We start from the raw sequence: 15,130 nt of genomic DNA on the forward strand, positions 1-15,130 counted from the left end.
TGCGGCTGCAGCGACCTGCTCGGCCGAGGGGCGCACTACGCCGATGAGAACGCCCGGCCTGGCGCCAAGCTCTGATCCCCCGGACCGAGGTGTCCAGGCGGTCGTGGGTGGGCTCGGCGCGCAGGCCCCGCGGCTGTCGGTGTCAGCTGACGTCCTCGCAGGGCAGGCCGACGGAGGTGTACGTGCCACCGGAGAGCTCCCAGCCTTCGGCGCAGGTCTGGCCCGATCCCCTGCCGGACCCCGCGACGCCGGGGTAGGCGCTGTCCCGGCCGTTGACCCTCATGTTGGGGCCCCAGACGTTGATGTGGCCGTAGAACCGGTTCGAGCCGCTGTAGTAGCCGCTGGTCGTGTAGCCGGACGCGTTGCCGGTCACGTTGATGCAGACCTTGTGGTTGCATCCGTGCGCGTCCTTCAGCTGGGACTCGTCGCCCACCCGAAGACACACGTCCTTCGCGCACGTCCAGTTCGCGCCGGACGCCTGGGCCGCCTGCGCGGCTGAGGCGGCCGTGCCGCTTCCTACGACCAGACCGAACACCGCTGCCGCGACAAGTACCGAACGCATCATGCCTCCTGTGTGAGGGGTGCTGGACCCGGCCGTGCGCCGGGCCCGGACTCAGGGATAGCCGGAATTCTTTGTTCGGTGTCCCAACGGCGACGGTGAACAATCAATCGCACAACATCACAGGGCCGACCGGCGCGGGCCGTCCGGCCGGGGACGGCTTACCGACCGTCTCCGGATGAGCGCCCATGCTCGGTGCGGGTGAAGTTCCGTTTTCGGAGGATGGGTTGTTTTGCGGCGCCGACAGTCTGCCTTCATGATCAAAGACGCGGACGAGCGCGCATCGATGGTGATCTCGGGACGCAAGCCTGGGGTGCCACGCGATCGTGGGTGGAGCAGCGACTCGCTGACGGGGAGCCGGTGCGACTACCCGTCCTGGCGCGAACTCGGCCGAACCGACCTCACCCCTTCGCTTCTCGCCGGCCGACTCGAGGCGTACATGGCGGCCCTGTTCGAGCGCTACGCGTAGGGTCGAACGCCCGTGTGCGCCTGCGCTGCGCGGGAACAGCCGGACCCCAGCGGTACCGAACGGTGACGAGGGGCCGAAAATCGGCGTCGTGGCAGCGGGGGCCTGACCTGGGCGACGAAACTTGTCGCAGAACAGGTCGAACCCGGGGGAAATGGCATGCCGCGCAAAGAGTCACCGCTTCCTGAGGGCGACGGCCCGGTGGTGAGGTTCGCCGCCGGTCTGAGGGAACTGCGCCGCACGGCGGGTGGGCCCTCCTACTCCGAACTCGCGGCGCGCGCCCACTACTCGGTGGCGACGTTGTCGAGTGCCGCCGCGGGCCGGAAGCTGCCGTCGCTACAGGTGACCCGGGGCTATGTCCGGGCCTGCGGCGGTGACGTGGAACGGTGGGACGCCCTGTGGCACACCACGGCCGCCGGCATCGCCGCCGCCGAAAGCACGGCGGACACCGCCGCCCACCCGCAGGATCCAGACGACTCGCCCTACCCAGGACTGGCCTTCTTCGGCGCACGGCAGAGCCGGTTCTTCTTCGGGCGCGAACGCGTGGTCGAACAGTTGCGAGGGCGGCTGACGGAACAGCGGTTCATCGCCTTGTTCGGCGCATCCGGGGCGGGGAAGTCCTCGGTCTTGCACGCGGGGTTGTCACCGTGCCTGCGCTCCGGGGGCCGCGTCGTCGTCACGCTCACCCCGGGGGCCCGGCCGCTGGAGGAGCTGGCGGTACGTCTGGCGGCCACCGTGGGCGGCACGCCCGGGCGCCTGCTGGAGGAACTGCGTGCGCACCCGGGGAACCTGCACCTGCTCATGCGCCAGATCGCCGCCGACGAATCCGGGCGGGGCGAGGTGATCCTCATCGTGGATCAGTTCGAGGAACTCTTCACTCTCTGCACCCGGCCCGAGGAACGTGACCACTTCATCGAAGCGCTCCTCGTGGCCGCCCGGGCGGAGAACAGCGCGTGCCGGGTCGTGCTGGGGGTCAGGGCGGACTTCTACGCCCCCTGCATCGCACACGTCGAGCTCGCCAGGGCACTTGACGCGGCGATGGTGACGCTCGGACCGATGGACGGCGACGAGCTCCACCGCGCCATCTGCCGGCCCGCGGAGGCGGTCGGCTGCCGCGTCGAGGGACGGCTGCTTGCCTACCTGATCGCCCAGGCCCAGGGCAGTGCCGGGCTGCTCCCACTGCTCTCCCACGCGCTGCTGGAGACGTGGAGGCGCCGCCGGGGCACCGTGCTGACCATGGAGGCGTGCCGGAGCGCGGGGTTCATCGAGCACGCCCTGACACACACCGCCGAACGGTTCTACGAGGCGCTCAGCGCTCGGCAGAAGGACGCGGCCCGGCACCTCTTCCTGCGGCTCGTCGCCGTCGGGGAGAGCACGGAGGACACCAAGCGCCGCATCGGCCGCTCGGAGCTGTCCCCCGATCCGGACACCGGGGAGGTCGTCGAGCGTGCCGCCGCCGAACGGCTGATCACCGTGGACGGGCAGCACGTGGAACTCATCCACGAAGCCCTCATCCGCGCCTGGCCACGGCTGGGCGGCTGGCTCGACGAGGACCGGGAACTGCTGCGCACACGAAGGCAGTTGACGGAAGCGGCCGCGACGTGGGCCCACCTGGAGCAGGACCCGGGCGCCCTGCTGCGCGGCACCCGGCTGCAGGCGGCTCGCCCCCTGGCCCGGGCGACGGACGCGGGCCTGACCGCACGTGAGAAGGAGTTCCTCGACGCGAGTCTGGCGGCGGAAGGCGCGGACCTCGTGGCAGCGGCCCGGCGCAGGCGCGTCCGGCGGCTGCTGACCGCCGCGTCCGTGGTGCTGGTGGTGGTCTCCCTGACCGCCTCCCTTCTCGCCGTGCGCGCCGACCGCGAGGTCGCGGCCCAGCGCGACGAAGCCGTCGCCCGCAACGCGAGCGCGGTGGCCACCGGACTGTGGCACCGTTCACCGGGCCTTGCCGCACAAGTCGCCCTGGCCGCCTACCGGATGCGGCCCGGCCGACACAACCGGGACGCGCTCCTGAGCACGCTGATGTCCACGTGGAGGGCCCACCGGGCCGAGATGTACGCCATCGCCGCCAACCCCGCCGGGAGCGTGCTGGCGACGGCGGGCCGGGACCGCACTGTGCGCCTGTGGGACGTGCGCGCCGCACGTCACCCCCGGCAGACAGCGGTGCTTACCGGCCACCGGGACGCGGTCTACGCGCTTGCCCTGCGCCCCGGAAACTCCGTACTGGCCAGCGCGGGAGCCGACGGGACCGTCATCCTGTGGGACATCGCCGACCCGCACCGGCCGCGCCGGCTCTCCACCCTGCACACGGGCACGAAGACGGTCCGCGCGCTGGCCTTCAGCCCGTCCGGGCAGACCCTCGTGAGCGCCGGCAGCGACGGGGACGTGGTGCTGTGGAACACCCGGTCCGTCGAACGACCCGTCCGCGGCGTCCGCCTGCCCGGCCACCACGACGAGGTGCGGTCGGTGGCCTTCAGCGCCGACGGGCGACTGCTGGCCAGTGCGGGAGGCGGTGACGAACGCGTCATCCTCTGGGACACCACCTCCCCCACCCACCCCGTCGAGCGCGCCGACTGGCACGCCCACACGGCGACCGCACTGTCCGTGGCCTTCAGCCCGCGCGGCGCCGTCCTGGCCACCTCCGGCGGCGGGGAGCGGCCGGTGAAGCTGTGGCGGGTCGCCAAGACGCGCCGCCCGGTGCTGCTCACCGCGCTCGACGGGCCCACCGATGTGGTCGGCGACGTCGAGTTCAGCCCTGACGGCCGCATGCTGGCGGCCGGCAGTGACGACCGCACCGCCCGGATCTGGCAGGTGTCCTCACCTCGGCGGCCACGAAAGGGGATGCTGCTCGAGGGATTCACGACCGCGGTCCTGGGACTGAGGTTCACCGCGGACGGAGAGCAGATGATCACCGGCGTGTTCGACGGGACCGCCCACACCTTGCCCACCAATCCCGGCCGGGTGCTCCCCCGGGCATGCGCCTACACGGGCCCACCCCTCACCTACGGCCAATGGCGTCACTACCTGGGCTCCGTGCCGTACCGCCGGCCGTGCTAGGTACACGCTGCGGCGACAGCGTCGCACGGCACGAGGGGCCGCCGGACGGAATCCGTCCGGCGTGGCGTAGCCGGGGCCGCGGCCGTGTCGTGGCAGGTGCCCCGCCCGTTGTCTCCGGCTCGGGCTCCCGCTCGGGGACGGTGTCGTGAATGCCCGGTCCCCGAGCGCGACAGAGGGCCGGCGCAGGCCCTTTTCCTACCGGGGGTCGGGGCGGCGGGTGGCCAGCCACTGCTCGAAGGTGACGGAGCCGCGCGGGCCCGGCCCGGTGGGCAGCAGCCCGCCGCCGGCCATGGCGCGGCCGACCGCCCCGGGAAGGCGGACGGAGACGACCGGCCGCCGGTCGCCGACCACCCGCTTGAGCCGGCGGACCATGTCCGGCATCAGCAACCGCTCCTCGGGCCCGGCCAGTTCGGGTGCCAGGCCCAGCGGCCGGCCGTGCGCGAGGTCCACCAGGTGCCGGGCGACCTCGGCGAGCGCGACGGGCTGGGCGAGGAGACTGGGGGCGAGCACCAGCGGGCCGGTGCGGGCCAGCGTCTGCGCGGCGAACTCGTGGAACTGGGTGGCGCGCAGCACCGTGCCCGGCACCGGGCCGCCGAGGACCAGTTCCTCCTGGCGACGCTTGCCGAGGTAGTAGCCCAAATCCACCCGGTCCACGCCGACGATCGACAGCGCGACGTGGTGGGCGACCCCGGCCCGCTCCTCGGCCGCGAGCAGGTGGGCGGTGGCGGCCTGGAAGAAGGCCACGGAGGGTTTCGTGCGGGTGGTGACGATGTTGCTGACGTCGATGACGGCCCGCACCCCTTCCAGACGGGGTTCCAGGCCCGCTCCGGTGGTCAGGTCGACGCCGGCCGAACGGGCCAGGACCACCGGCTCGTCGCCGTCGGCCCGCAAGGCGTCGACCACGAGCCGTCCGGTGAGGCCGGTGCCACCGGCCACTGCGATACGCATGACTGTTGTGCCGTCCTTGTTTCTCATGGGCGCCACGGGGAGGGCACCAGCAGCAATGCGGCCAGGACCACCACCCCCCACAGCGCGACGATGTTGCCCGCGGTGTCCGCGGGCCCGTACATGTCCAGGTGCCGCATGTGGAACACCGCGTGCGGAAGGTTGAACGCCAGCCATCCCAGCCCCGCAGCGGTGAACAGCTCGCTGTGCGCCATCACCGCCGCGCACACCGAGACCACGCCCATCGCCAGGTAAAGGGCGCCGACGTCGCGCACCAGGTGCTCGTCATAGGGGCCGAGCCCCGTCACCCAGTGCCGGCCCAGGCCGGGAAAGCCGTCGTAGAAGGAGGTGGGCCAGAACGCGGCCCACATCCCGACGTATCCGGCGGTCGCCGCGAGCAGCGCCGCCAGGACCTGTTTGGTGCGGAGGGTCATGCCTGCATGACGACGCACCCGGTTCAAGTGTCAGGTCGCGGCGGTGTGACGCCGCCCACTTTCAATTTTCACCCCTGTCCCCGCCCCTCCGAGGGCTCCGTGGCCTACGGGGTGCGTCGTGCGTGTCCCCCGGGGCGGTCGGTGCGGGCCGTGGCTAGCCTGAGGCGTGGGGCCGTGGGGACATGGGCCCCCTGGGACCGTGGGGCAGGTTGGCCGGTGGCCGGGTGGTTGCGCGGGGACTTTGCGGGCGGGCCTGACGTTCTGAGTGGCTGTGTCGTCATGGACAGCGAGGAGGTGGGCCGTGGGGCACGAACAGCAGCCGGCCGAGGTCGACAGCGCGGTGCTCGGTGAGCGCCGGTACCTGGTCTCGCTGGCGTTCCGGATGCTCGGCACCGTCGCCGAGGCCGAGGATGCGGTGCAGGAGACGTACACGCGTTGGTACCGGATGAGTCAGGCCGAGCGGGACGCGATCGAGGTGCCCCGGGCGTGGCTGACCCGGGTGGCGAGCCGCATCTGCCTGGACATGGCGACCTCCGCGCGGGCGCGCCGTGAGCGGTATGTGGGGCCGTGGCTGCCGGAGCCGGTGCCGACCGCGGCCTTCGGTGAGCCGGGCGGGTCCGATCCGCTGGAGCGGGTGACGCTGGACGACTCGGTGAGTACCGCGCTGCTGGTGGTGCTGGAGGCGATGACCCCGGCGGAGCGGGTCGCCTTCGTGCTGCACGACGTGTTCGCGGTGCCGTACGCGGAGATCGGCCAGGCCGTCGGACGCAGTGCGGGCGCGTGCCGGCAGCTCGCCGCGTCCGCCCGCTCGCGGGTGCGCAGTTCGCCGGGACGGGAGGTGACCCGGCGCGACCACGACGCCGTGGTGCGGGCCTTCGCGGCAGCCTGCAGGGCCGGTGACCTGGCCTCGCTGATGGCGGCGCTGGATCCGCGGGCGGTGCTGCGCTCGGACGGGGGCGGGAAGGTCAGTGCCGCCCGCAATCCGGTCCGGGGCGCCGACCGGGTGGCGCGTTTCCTGCTCGGCGCCGCCCAGTCCCGCCCCCACGTCGAGGTGGTGGAGCAGGACACCGCCGACGGCCTGGGGTTCGCGATGTGGGATGAGGGCCGGATCACCGGGGTGATCACGCTGGACGTGGCGGACGGCCTGGTCACCGGGGTGCGCATGATGCTCAACCCGGACAAGCTCTCGCTGTGGAACTCGCCCGCCGCGCCGCCTGGCTGACCGGGCCGACCGGCCACCTGGCCGCGGGCGCCCCTCCGGCGGCGGGGTGCGGCCGACACCAGGCAGTCGGTGCAGGAGCCGTGCCCGAACAGATACGTCAGCCGCCGCCGGGCGACGACCGGCCGGTCGCGGGTCCTGCACGACCGCCGGGCGGTGGCGCGCGCCCGCCCGCCACGAAACGACCGGAAACACGAAAACCACCGGAACCACCGGACACCTAGTTGAACATCCTATAAACTCCCGCTGTTTCCGTTCATGTCAAAGGGGGGTCCTTTGCGCGCACGTCTTGCTGCCTCGGCCGTTGCCGTCGCTGTCGCCGGTGTCTTCTTCAGCGCCCCGACCGCGTCTGCGGCGACCCTGCCGTCCACCAACACGGCCCATCACTGCGTCCACCACACCACCGGGGTGTGCGGCTGGACGCACCACAAGAAGCCGGCCGACAAGTACGAGACGGCGAAGTGCAGGGACGCTTCCCTGTCGTACTCGCGGCACTCGCAGGGCACCTGCTCGCACCACCACGGCGTGCGCTACTGGTTCAAGTAGGCCGCCCACGCACGGCACTTCGCCGGCCGTCTCCTCCGTACCCCGGAGGTGGCGGCCGACCGGGTGACCAGCGAGCATGCCTCACGGTCGGGCCCCCTTGAGGAGTCCACGCGGGTTCGAATCCTGCCCTCGCCGCCAGACAAGCAATTCACCGTGTCCCGAGGTCGTGCGTGGTGCCGCCGGTGACGGCCTGGAGCTTGTCCGGGTTGGCGACGTTGTGGATGGCGGTGATGCGGCCGTCGGCGTCGAAGTCGAAGGTGACGGTGGCGATCACGCGTGCGGGCGCCCGGAACACGATGCCCGAACTGCCGTTGATCTGGGCGAGTTCGGCGCGCATGTCGGCGGGTTCGACGCCCTGGTAGGTCACCGTGCCGATGGCCGCGAACCAGGAGGCCACCGTGGTGGCGCCGACGACCGGGCGCAGGGCCTGGCGGACCTTGCCGCCGCCGTCGGTCCACAAGGTGACGTCCGGGCTGAGCAGTTCCATCAGGGCGCTCACGTCGCCGCCGGTCGCGGCGGCGAAGAACCGTTCGGTCACCTGGCGTTGACGGGACCGGTCGGCGGTGAAGCGCGGTCGCCTCGCCCGCACGTGGGCGCGGGCCCGGTGCGCGGCCTGGCGTACGGCGGGTTCGGAGCGTTCCACCATCCGTGCCGTCTCGGCGTGGCTGTAGCCGAAGACCTCGTTGAGGACGAACACCGCCCGTTCCAGGGGGCTGAGTGTCTCCAGGACGACCAGCAGGGCCATCGACACCGATTCGGCGGCGGTGACGGTGTCGGCCGCGTCGGGGGCGGTGAGGACGGGTTCGGGCAGCCAGGGGCCGATGTAGCTCTCGCGTGTGTGCTGGGCGGAACGCAGGCGTTCCAGGGCCAGGTTGGAGACGATCCGAGTCAGGTAGGCCTTGGGGTCGGCAACGTGCGAGCGGTCAGCGGCGGACCACTTCAGCCAGGCGTCCTGTACGGCGTCCTCCGCGTCGGCCGCGCTGCCCAGCAGGCGGTAGGCCACGGAGAACAGCAGGCGACGGTGCTCGTGGAAGACCTGTTGGCCCGCGTCCGTGGGAAGGCCGCTCACCTGCCCTCCTGGGTGCGGGTGTAGCGGCCCCCGCGGGGCCACAGGGCCCCCGAGGCGGGCGTCTTCTTCATGCGGCCGTAAGTCGGCCAAGGCGAGGCGGTCACCGTCTCCTTGTACCTGACGGCCGCGCTGCCGGTCAGGCAGATACGGCGAGGCCGGTCGTCGGGGCGGGTGAACTGCACCACCGCGTCGGCGCGGCCCAGGCTGACGGGTGTGTGGTAGTAGCCGAAGCGGAACGGCCTGGGCTGCTTGCCCTTGAGTGCCCGGTGGATGCTGAGCGCGGCGTGCACGCCGGTCGGCATGCCGCTCTGGCAGGTGCCGTGCAGGACGCCGAAGCGCTGGCGGATCGCGGCGGCGTCGCCGATCGCGTACACCTCGGGGTGGGAGACGGAGCGCAGGGTGGTGTCGGTGACGATGCGTCCGCGGTCGTCGACGGTGAGGCCGGCGGCGGCCGCCAACGGTGCGGTCCGTGTGCCGCTGGTGAACAGCACGGCATCGGCGGTCACCCGCTGCCCATCGGCGAGTTCGACGGCGTCGGGCAGGACCTTGACCACGTCGCTGCCGGCGCGCACCGTCACGCCCAGCCGGTCCAGTGCGGCGCGCACGTACGCCCCGGCTCTCGGGTTCATGGCCGCTCCGGGCTCGCCTCGGCCCAGCAGCACGACGTCGAGGCCGGGGTGCCGTTCGGCGATCTCCGCGGCCGACTCGATACCGGTCAGTCCGCTGCCCACGACCGCCACCGTGCCGCCGGTCAGCCGCAGCCGCGCCAGCCGGCCGGCCAGCAACTCGGCGTCCTCGGCGCTGTTCAGGGTGTGGGCGTGTTCCTCGGCGCCCGGCAGGGAGGGGGTGTCGGCGACCGTGCCCAGGGCGTAGACCAGTGTGTCGTAGTGCAGGACACGGTCGTCGTCGATCCGCACGGTCCGGGTGTCGGCGTCCAGGGCCGTCACCCAGCCGCGTACGAACTGTGCGCCGGTGCCGTCCAGCAGTGCGGGGATGCTGAGTTCGGCGAGCTGCTGCCCGGTCGCCGTCATGTGCAGCCGCATCCGCTCGGTGAACCGCTCGTGGGCGTCGACCACGCTCACCCGTACGTCCTGGCGTCGCTTGGTCCGCGCCGCCAGCTGGACGGCCGCGGCCATCCCCGCGTATCCGGCCCCCAGGATCACCACGTGGGGCGCGCCTGTGGTGCCGGCGGTCTGCTGTGATGCGCTCATCGCTCTCGTCTCCTCGTCTCGCTCGCTGACACCCACCAGATGGGAGCGGACGGGCCGAACGTGACATGGGGCGGATGTGAGGCGCGCCACAGGCGGGTCCAGGCTCTTAATCCGGGGATCCGGACAGCTCACCGGCACAAGCCCGGGGGCAGAAGGCGCAGTCGAGGCCGGTCGGGGTCGGCCCCGCCGGAACCGACCCCGGCCGCGAACGACTGGAACCGGGACCGGGTCAGGTGATCAGTCCTCGGACAGGAGCCAGCCGATTCCGTCGACAGTTCGGCGAGTGCCGAACCGTCCGGCCCGTAGCGTGCGCAGTCTTGTGCGGGAGACGCCCGCACTGACGAAGCCGGAGGGCCCCTATGCAGCAGACGGACCTGAAGCAGCAGCTCATGGAGCGCTTCCACGAGGTCAACGGCGACCATCCGATGACCGATGCGGACGACGTCTATGTCAGCGCGCAGTTCGTCGCCCTGGAGGAACTGTGCGCGGCCCGGGGTCGCGACGTCGATGCGGTCCGCCGGTTGATGCTGGGGCGGCGTCTGCCGCTACCGGGATATCTGCGGTCCGACGGTGCTGAGATGGTGCCGGGCGACCTGTTCGCTCTCGTCGACGAGGCCGGCGGCACAGACCTGCTCGAAGCGTGGTTCACCGCTCACTGGGCCGACCCGACCACCGGGAAGGCGGAGTGGGATGCCTATCTCAGCGGGCAGTACGTGTGTCTGCACTCGGTCACCCCGGCCACCATTCAGCGCAAGGAGTACCTGACGGCGGCGATCGGCGCCGCAGCGAACGAGCCGGACGCCGCCTCGGCGCAGTGGAGTGAACGGCTGCACGCTCTGATCGACGAACTCGACGCACTGGAACCGGCGTTCACGGCATATGACCGTCTCCGGTTCGGCGGCCCCACGTCCCGGGACACCTGCATCGACGCCATGCGCGCCCGCTTCCCGCGCCCGTGATCCGAAGCCGTGGGTGACGTGCTGCGGCGCCGGAAGTCGTCGGTTGGCCGACCGTGAAGGCCCGCGGCCCGGCGGGCCTGCCTGGCGTGAACACCGCTGCGGAGCAACGCCCTTGGCGGCCGGGTCTACCACTGCACGGCCCGGCGGCGCATCATCCGCGAGCAGTGATCTTCATCGTGGTGACCGGATCGGAGCAGACGTGGCGTGCCTCGCCATGACCAGCGAGACAGTCAGCGAACAGGTGCAGGCCATGGCCACCACCGCCGGATACGGCGAGGCGGCTGAAGCCCTCGCCGAGCAGTACGAGAGCGAGACCTTCGCCGAAGTACACCGCGAGGTGCTGCACTTGTTCCCCTCCCGGCCAAGCTCCGTCCTGGATGTCGGGGCGGGCAGCGGGCGCGACGCGGCGGCGCTGACCGCCCGGGGACACCGAGTCGTCGCCGCGGAACCCACCGCCGAGCTGCGTGCACTGGGCCGGCGCCTCCATGCCGACCAGGAGATCGAATGGCTCGATGACGCGCTTCCCGACCTTCCTGAGCTGACCGGACAGAAGCGCCGCTTCGACCTGATCCTGCTCACCGCCGTCTGGATGCATCTCGACGAACGACAGCGCGCCTCAGCCATGGCCCGTCTCGTCGGACTGCTCGAGAGCGATGGCCGGATGATCCTCTCCCTGCGCCATGGCCCGGTCCCGGCGGGCAGCCGTATGTTTCCCGTCTCCGCCGAGGAGACCGTCGGCCTCGCTCACAGCCACGGCCTGGACGTCCTCCACCGAGCGCGGCGTGAGGATCCGCACGGACGTCCGGGAGTGACCTGGACCTATCTCGGCCTCCGGCTCGCGGCAGGACGTGAACTCCGGGCCGGCTCGGTCCAGGTCCCCGACGCGCCTCCGCAGGAGGCGGCTACTCAGGAGGCGGCTACGCGCTGAGGCGAGACCGCCACCGCTACCCAGCCGACCTGGACCGCCCGCTCGTTCTCCGCACCGTCCCGCCCCGGGCCACATCGAGCCCACTGTTGCTCAACAGGCAGCGGCCCAGGAAGTCGATGTGCCGGACCCTGAGCCGGGAGAGGCAGGCGGCGTCTTCGTCCTGGCGCCACGCGGAGGCCTTGCATCCGACGCGTTGGGACGCCGTCGCGGCACAAGTCACAACACGTCGGATGCATGCTTCCGGGCAGGATCGTCGAGTGCTGGGTGACCCGGAGCGCGGGCCGGGGCTGCGGCTTGCAGCGCCGCTTCGACCTGGCGGTTGCTGGTCATGGATGCGGTGACTGCCGTCATCGCCAACAGGAGGCCGGCGGCGGCGTAGAGCGGGGTGCGGATGTCGTAGGTGGTGGCCAGCCAACCGCCGAGGAAGGCCCCGACCGGGGCGGCGCACATGGCCAGCATGCGGGAGGTGGAGGCGACCCGGCCCATGAGGTGGGCGGGGACGATCGTCTGCCGCAGGGAGGGCCCGAGCACCATCGTGGCGCCCATCGCGGCCCCGCAGACGGCGAGCGCGAGGCCGGCCACGTACGGGTTCGGGGCAGCGGCCAGGCCCAGGATGGCGAGCCCTTCGACGGCGGCTGTGCAGGTCAGTGCGGTGCCGGTGCCCAGTCGCCGGCCAAGGTGGGAGGCGATGCCCGCACCGAGCAGGCCGCCGGTGGCCTCCGCGGTGAGGAGCAGGCCGAAGCCGTAGGTGCTGATGTTGAGGCGGTCGTGCGCGAAGAGGGCGAGGACGGTCTCCACGGCGCAAAAGGCGATGTTCCCGACCGCCGGGCGCAGTGCGAGGCCGAGCAGCAGCCGGTTCCGCATGACGTAGGCAGCCCCGGCCCGCGTCTGCCGCAGCAGCGACTCGCGGACCTCCGGCGCGGGGCGGGGAAGGGCGGGCAACGTCCGTACGAGCAGTGCGGAGGCCAGGAACGACACCGCGTCGGTGAGCAGCGGGACCGCCCGCCCGAGCGTGAGCAGCGCACTGCCCGCAGGCGGCCCCGCGAAGCCGGACATGGCGGTCTGGGCGCCGCGCAGGCGGGAGTTGGCGCGCTGCAGCAGTGCGGGGTCGCGGCTGAGCAGATCGGGCAGGTAGGCCGTGGCGGCCGTGTCGAAGAAGAGTCCGCCGAGGCCGAGCAGGAAGGCGACGGCCGCGAGCAGTCCGATGCTCAGTACGTCGAGCGCGGCCGCCGCCGCGGATATCGCGAGCAGCACCGCGCGTGCCGTGTCCGCGACCCACATCGTGCGGCGGCGGTCGAAGCGGTCCACCAGCGCGCCGCCGAGCATCCCGAAGAGCAGCCACGGCAGCGTTCCGGCGGCGGTGACGAGGGCGAGCGCCATCGGATTGTGCGTCAGCGTCAATGCGAGCAGCGGCAGCGCGGCGTGTGTCACCCCGTCCCCGAGTGAGGAGACGGTCTGCGCAGTCCACAGTCGTCCGAACCCGGTCGGCAACGTCCTGACGTCTGAGGTCACTTGGCGTCTCCTTGGGCCTCCGTGCGCGCTGCCGGGTGGAACAGCGCGAAGACGAGCGAGGCGTCGGGCAGCGACGGATCGGACAGCTCCCGGTACTCGTCCGCCAGGGCCTCCAGCCGCGCGCCCAGCTGCGCGAACTGCTCGTCGGTGAGCCGCAGATGCGCCATCCGTACATGCCGCTCGCCATCCGTCGGAGCTGCCTCCAGGTCCGCCACCGCGTGCCGCATCAGCACATCCGGCCCTCCCTCGCCCGGATCCGGCAGCACGATCGACCGCGCGGCCATCGCGTAGTACCGCTCGGTGACTCCGCGCACCTTCCGCGTGCGCACCACGTGGACCAGGCCGGCCCGCTCCAGCAGCCGCACGTGATAGCTGGAACTGCCCTTCGCCAGGCCGACCCGCTCTGCGATCTGTGTGATCGTCGCCGGCTCGAAGCGGAGCACGGCCATGATCCGGTGACGCGTGAGATTCGAGACGGCGCGCAACTGCTCGTCCGTGGTGACGTGAAACGCCTCGGGGAGATCATCGGTAGGCATGTCAGCAATGGTCAACGATTCTTGACCATTGGACAAGGGGTGATTTTCGGACGGAGTCCGAGAATCGCTGCCCCGTAGGTCGCCGCCCCGTCCGCACCTCTCGGTGACCGGCCCACGCGGATGTCTCCCGGACCCGCACTCCCCCGGCTTCCCGGCTCTTCCCGAATCCCGGGAACACCCGGCAGCATCAGTCGCACTCCGGCTGACTAGGGTCGGGGCATGACATCACCCCTTGCCGGCAGTGCCTTCGACTCGCTCCGCCTCGACGCCGTGTCCGATCAGGAGACGCTGCGTCGGGCCTACGCGCTGCCCAGCGAAGCGGCCGTACGCAAGCAGATGAGTGAACTTACCGATCAGACGCGGCGGTTGATCGCCTGCTCATCACTGGTTCTGGTCGCCAGCGCGGACGCCGAGGGCAACTGCGACGTCTCCCCTCGCGGCGGCCCGGCCGGGTTCGTCGCAGTGCTGGACTCACGGACCGTGGCCGTACCGGACGCGACCGGCAACAAGCGCCTGGACACCCTGCAGAACGTCATCTCTACCGGCCGGGCCGGGCTGCTTTTCGTCATCCCGGGACGCACCACGACGCTCCGGGTGAACGGCCGGGCCGTGATCTCCACCCGCCCGGACCTGCTGTCGCAACTGACCGCGGTGGGCAAGCCGCCGGCCAGTGCGCTGGTACTGGGGATCGAGGAGGTCTACCCGCACTGCCCCAAGTCGCTCCTGCGCAGCGGAGCCTGGAAGCCGGAGCAGTGGCTGCCGGCCGACGCCCAGCCGACCTCGGCCGAGGTGACACTGGCCCAACTGCGGATGCCGGAGCTGACGATCGCCGACATCGAGCGGGCGGAGTCGGATTCACTGAAGTACCGCTACGAGTAACGGGCCGACCCGCGACAGCCGAGTCGGCGGTGCCCCGACCCTCGGACCATCACCTCACGCCGCGTGATGGCGCCGCCGGCGGCCCCAGGGGCCTTCGCACCCCACTGCGTGTTCCGGCCCGCGGTCCGGTTGCGGCTGCGTCCTGGGGCGTTGTGCACTGCCACCTTGTCAGCCGCGCGTCAGAACGCCGTCAGCGGACGCTGCCACAGTGACGCAGGTGAACGGCGCACGGGGGACGAACCCCGGGGCCGGACACGGGGAGAGGTGCCCGGAGTGGTTGATCGGGGACCAGCGAGCATGCCTCACGGTCGGACCCCCTTGCGGGGTCCACGCAGGTTCGAATCCTGCCCTCTCCGCCAGACGGCACAGTGGCATCGCCCCGCACCTGCGCACCACCGCAGCCGGATCGCGCGTCGGCGGTCCGGACAGGTAGCAGGTGGGGGTGGGCTGCTCCGCCCTCACCGCCGGCGGGAGCCCCGGCAGCATCTGGCGGCTCCGTCACGGCGGCCGGGAGATCGCCCGGCCGACCGTGACCGGAGCGGACATGCCCTGGACCCACGCCGAAGTCGAAACGCTCCCCGGCTTCGAGGAGTTCCGTCCCCTCTTCCGCGAGCAGGAGCGGGCTGTCGAGGAGGAGGACTGGGAGCGGGCCGACGCTTGCCGTACGCGGATCCGCGGTGCGCTCACCCTGACGTTTCCCGACGGCGGCGCGGTCGCCGAGTTCATGCTGCACATCCATGACGACGGCACCGCGGGCTGGCGCTGGCACGACGAGCCCTTCGACGCGGTGGACCAGTGACCCGCCGGATCCGC

15 protein-coding genes and 1 pseudogene are annotated in these 15,130 nt (G+C 71.8%); 9 read left to right on the plus strand and 7 right to left on the minus strand.

Going from position 1 to position 15,130, the window contains the following annotated elements:
• Window positions 1-142 precede the first annotated feature (142 nt).
• Window positions 143-562 carry a hypothetical protein gene (locus PV343_RS04485; protein WP_319145436.1) on the minus strand — a complete coding sequence of 140 codons (420 nt, stop codon included), beginning with the start codon at window positions 560-562 and terminating at the stop codon, window positions 143-145.
• A gap of 253 nt (window positions 563-815) precedes the next feature.
• Here PV343_RS04485 and PV343_RS04490 point away from each other — a divergent pair, with 253 nt between their 5' ends.
• Both PV343_RS04490 and PV343_RS04495 read left to right on the plus strand, forming a co-directional pair.
• Window positions 816-1,028 (plus strand): hypothetical protein, encoded by a 213-nt coding sequence (locus tag PV343_RS04490; protein WP_319145437.1) that lies wholly within the window; start codon window positions 816-818, stop codon window positions 1,026-1,028.
• 156 nt (window positions 1,029-1,184) lie between these two features.
• Window positions 1,185-4,079: an XRE family transcriptional regulator gene (locus PV343_RS04495; protein WP_319145438.1), complete on the plus strand. Its 2,895-nt coding sequence runs from the start codon at window positions 1,185-1,187 to the stop codon at window positions 4,077-4,079.
• Window positions 4,080-4,274: 195 nt separating this feature from the next.
• On the opposite strand, the gene PV343_RS04500 is transcribed toward PV343_RS04495, so the two are convergent.
• Entirely contained in the window at window positions 4,275-5,027 is a 753-nt protein-coding gene (locus tag PV343_RS04500; RefSeq protein ID WP_319145439.1) for an SDR family oxidoreductase, read from the minus strand.
• 23 nt (window positions 5,028-5,050) lie between these two features.
• On the minus strand, window positions 5,051-5,458 hold the full coding sequence (locus tag PV343_RS04505) for a hypothetical protein (RefSeq protein ID WP_319145440.1): 408 nt from the start codon (window positions 5,456-5,458) through the stop codon (window positions 5,051-5,053).
• Between the two features lie 301 nt (window positions 5,459-5,759).
• Between PV343_RS04505 and sigJ the strand changes: the two genes are divergently transcribed.
• Complete coding sequence (sigJ, locus tag PV343_RS04510) at window positions 5,760-6,680, plus strand: RNA polymerase sigma factor SigJ (protein WP_319145441.1); 921 nt, start codon at window positions 5,760-5,762, stop codon at window positions 6,678-6,680.
• 273 nt (window positions 6,681-6,953) lie between these two features.
• A complete protein-coding gene (locus PV343_RS04515; RefSeq protein WP_319145442.1) occupies window positions 6,954-7,223 on the plus strand; it encodes a DUF3761 domain-containing protein in 270 nt (89 codons plus the stop codon).
• A 148-nt stretch (window positions 7,224-7,371) separates the two neighbouring features.
• Here PV343_RS04515 and PV343_RS04520 read toward each other — a convergent pair whose 3' ends face one another.
• Window positions 7,372-8,292, minus strand: coding sequence for an RNA polymerase sigma-70 factor (locus tag PV343_RS04520; protein ID WP_319145443.1), 921 nt, complete (start codon window positions 8,290-8,292; stop codon window positions 7,372-7,374).
• A complete protein-coding gene (locus tag PV343_RS04525; protein WP_319145444.1) occupies window positions 8,289-9,503 on the minus strand; it encodes an NAD(P)/FAD-dependent oxidoreductase in 1,215 nt (404 codons plus the stop codon). The genes PV343_RS04520 and PV343_RS04525 overlap by 4 nt, the downstream gene beginning before the upstream one ends.
• Before the next feature lie 359 nt (window positions 9,504-9,862).
• Here PV343_RS04525 and PV343_RS04530 point away from each other — a divergent pair, with 359 nt between their 5' ends.
• Entirely contained in the window at window positions 9,863-10,462 is a 600-nt protein-coding gene (locus PV343_RS04530; RefSeq protein ID WP_319145445.1) for a DUF6058 family natural product biosynthesis protein, read from the plus strand.
• 250 nt (window positions 10,463-10,712) lie between these two features.
• On the plus strand, window positions 10,713-11,390 hold the full coding sequence (locus PV343_RS04535) for a class I SAM-dependent methyltransferase (protein WP_319145446.1): 678 nt from the start codon (window positions 10,713-10,715) through the stop codon (window positions 11,388-11,390).
• Between the two features lie 216 nt (window positions 11,391-11,606).
• On the opposite strand, the gene PV343_RS04540 is transcribed toward PV343_RS04535, so the two are convergent.
• Window positions 11,607-12,902 (minus strand): MFS transporter, encoded by a 1,296-nt coding sequence (locus PV343_RS04540; RefSeq protein WP_319145447.1) that lies wholly within the window; start codon window positions 12,900-12,902, stop codon window positions 11,607-11,609.
• A complete protein-coding gene (locus tag PV343_RS04545) occupies window positions 12,899-13,438 on the minus strand; it encodes a winged helix-turn-helix domain-containing protein (protein ID WP_319145448.1) in 540 nt (179 codons plus the stop codon). The genes PV343_RS04540 and PV343_RS04545 overlap by 4 nt, the downstream gene beginning before the upstream one ends.
• Window positions 13,439-13,657: 219 nt before the next feature.
• Here PV343_RS04545 and PV343_RS04550 point away from each other — a divergent pair, with 219 nt between their 5' ends.
• The 3 genes and pseudogenes from PV343_RS04550 to PV343_RS04560 all read left to right on the plus strand — a co-directional run bounded on the left by PV343_RS04550 (window position 13,658) and on the right by PV343_RS04560 (window position 15,116).
• Window positions 13,658-14,317, plus strand: a complete 660-nt coding sequence (locus PV343_RS04550; RefSeq protein WP_319145449.1) for an MSMEG_1061 family FMN-dependent PPOX-type flavoprotein — start codon at window positions 13,658-13,660, stop codon at window positions 14,315-14,317.
• Window positions 14,318-14,575: 258 nt separating this feature from the next.
• Window positions 14,576-14,676: pseudogene (locus PV343_RS04555) on the plus strand.
• Between the two features lie 83 nt (window positions 14,677-14,759).
• Window positions 14,760-15,116 carry a hypothetical protein gene (locus PV343_RS04560; protein WP_319145450.1) on the plus strand — a complete coding sequence of 119 codons (357 nt, stop codon included), beginning with the start codon at window positions 14,760-14,762 and terminating at the stop codon, window positions 15,114-15,116.
• Window positions 15,117-15,130 lie beyond the last annotated feature (14 nt).

Origin of the sequence: Streptomyces sp. WI03-4A, from assembly GCF_033792105.1 — a bacterium.
Lineage (GTDB): Bacteria > Actinomycetota > Actinomycetes > Streptomycetales > Streptomycetaceae > Streptomyces > Streptomyces collinus_A.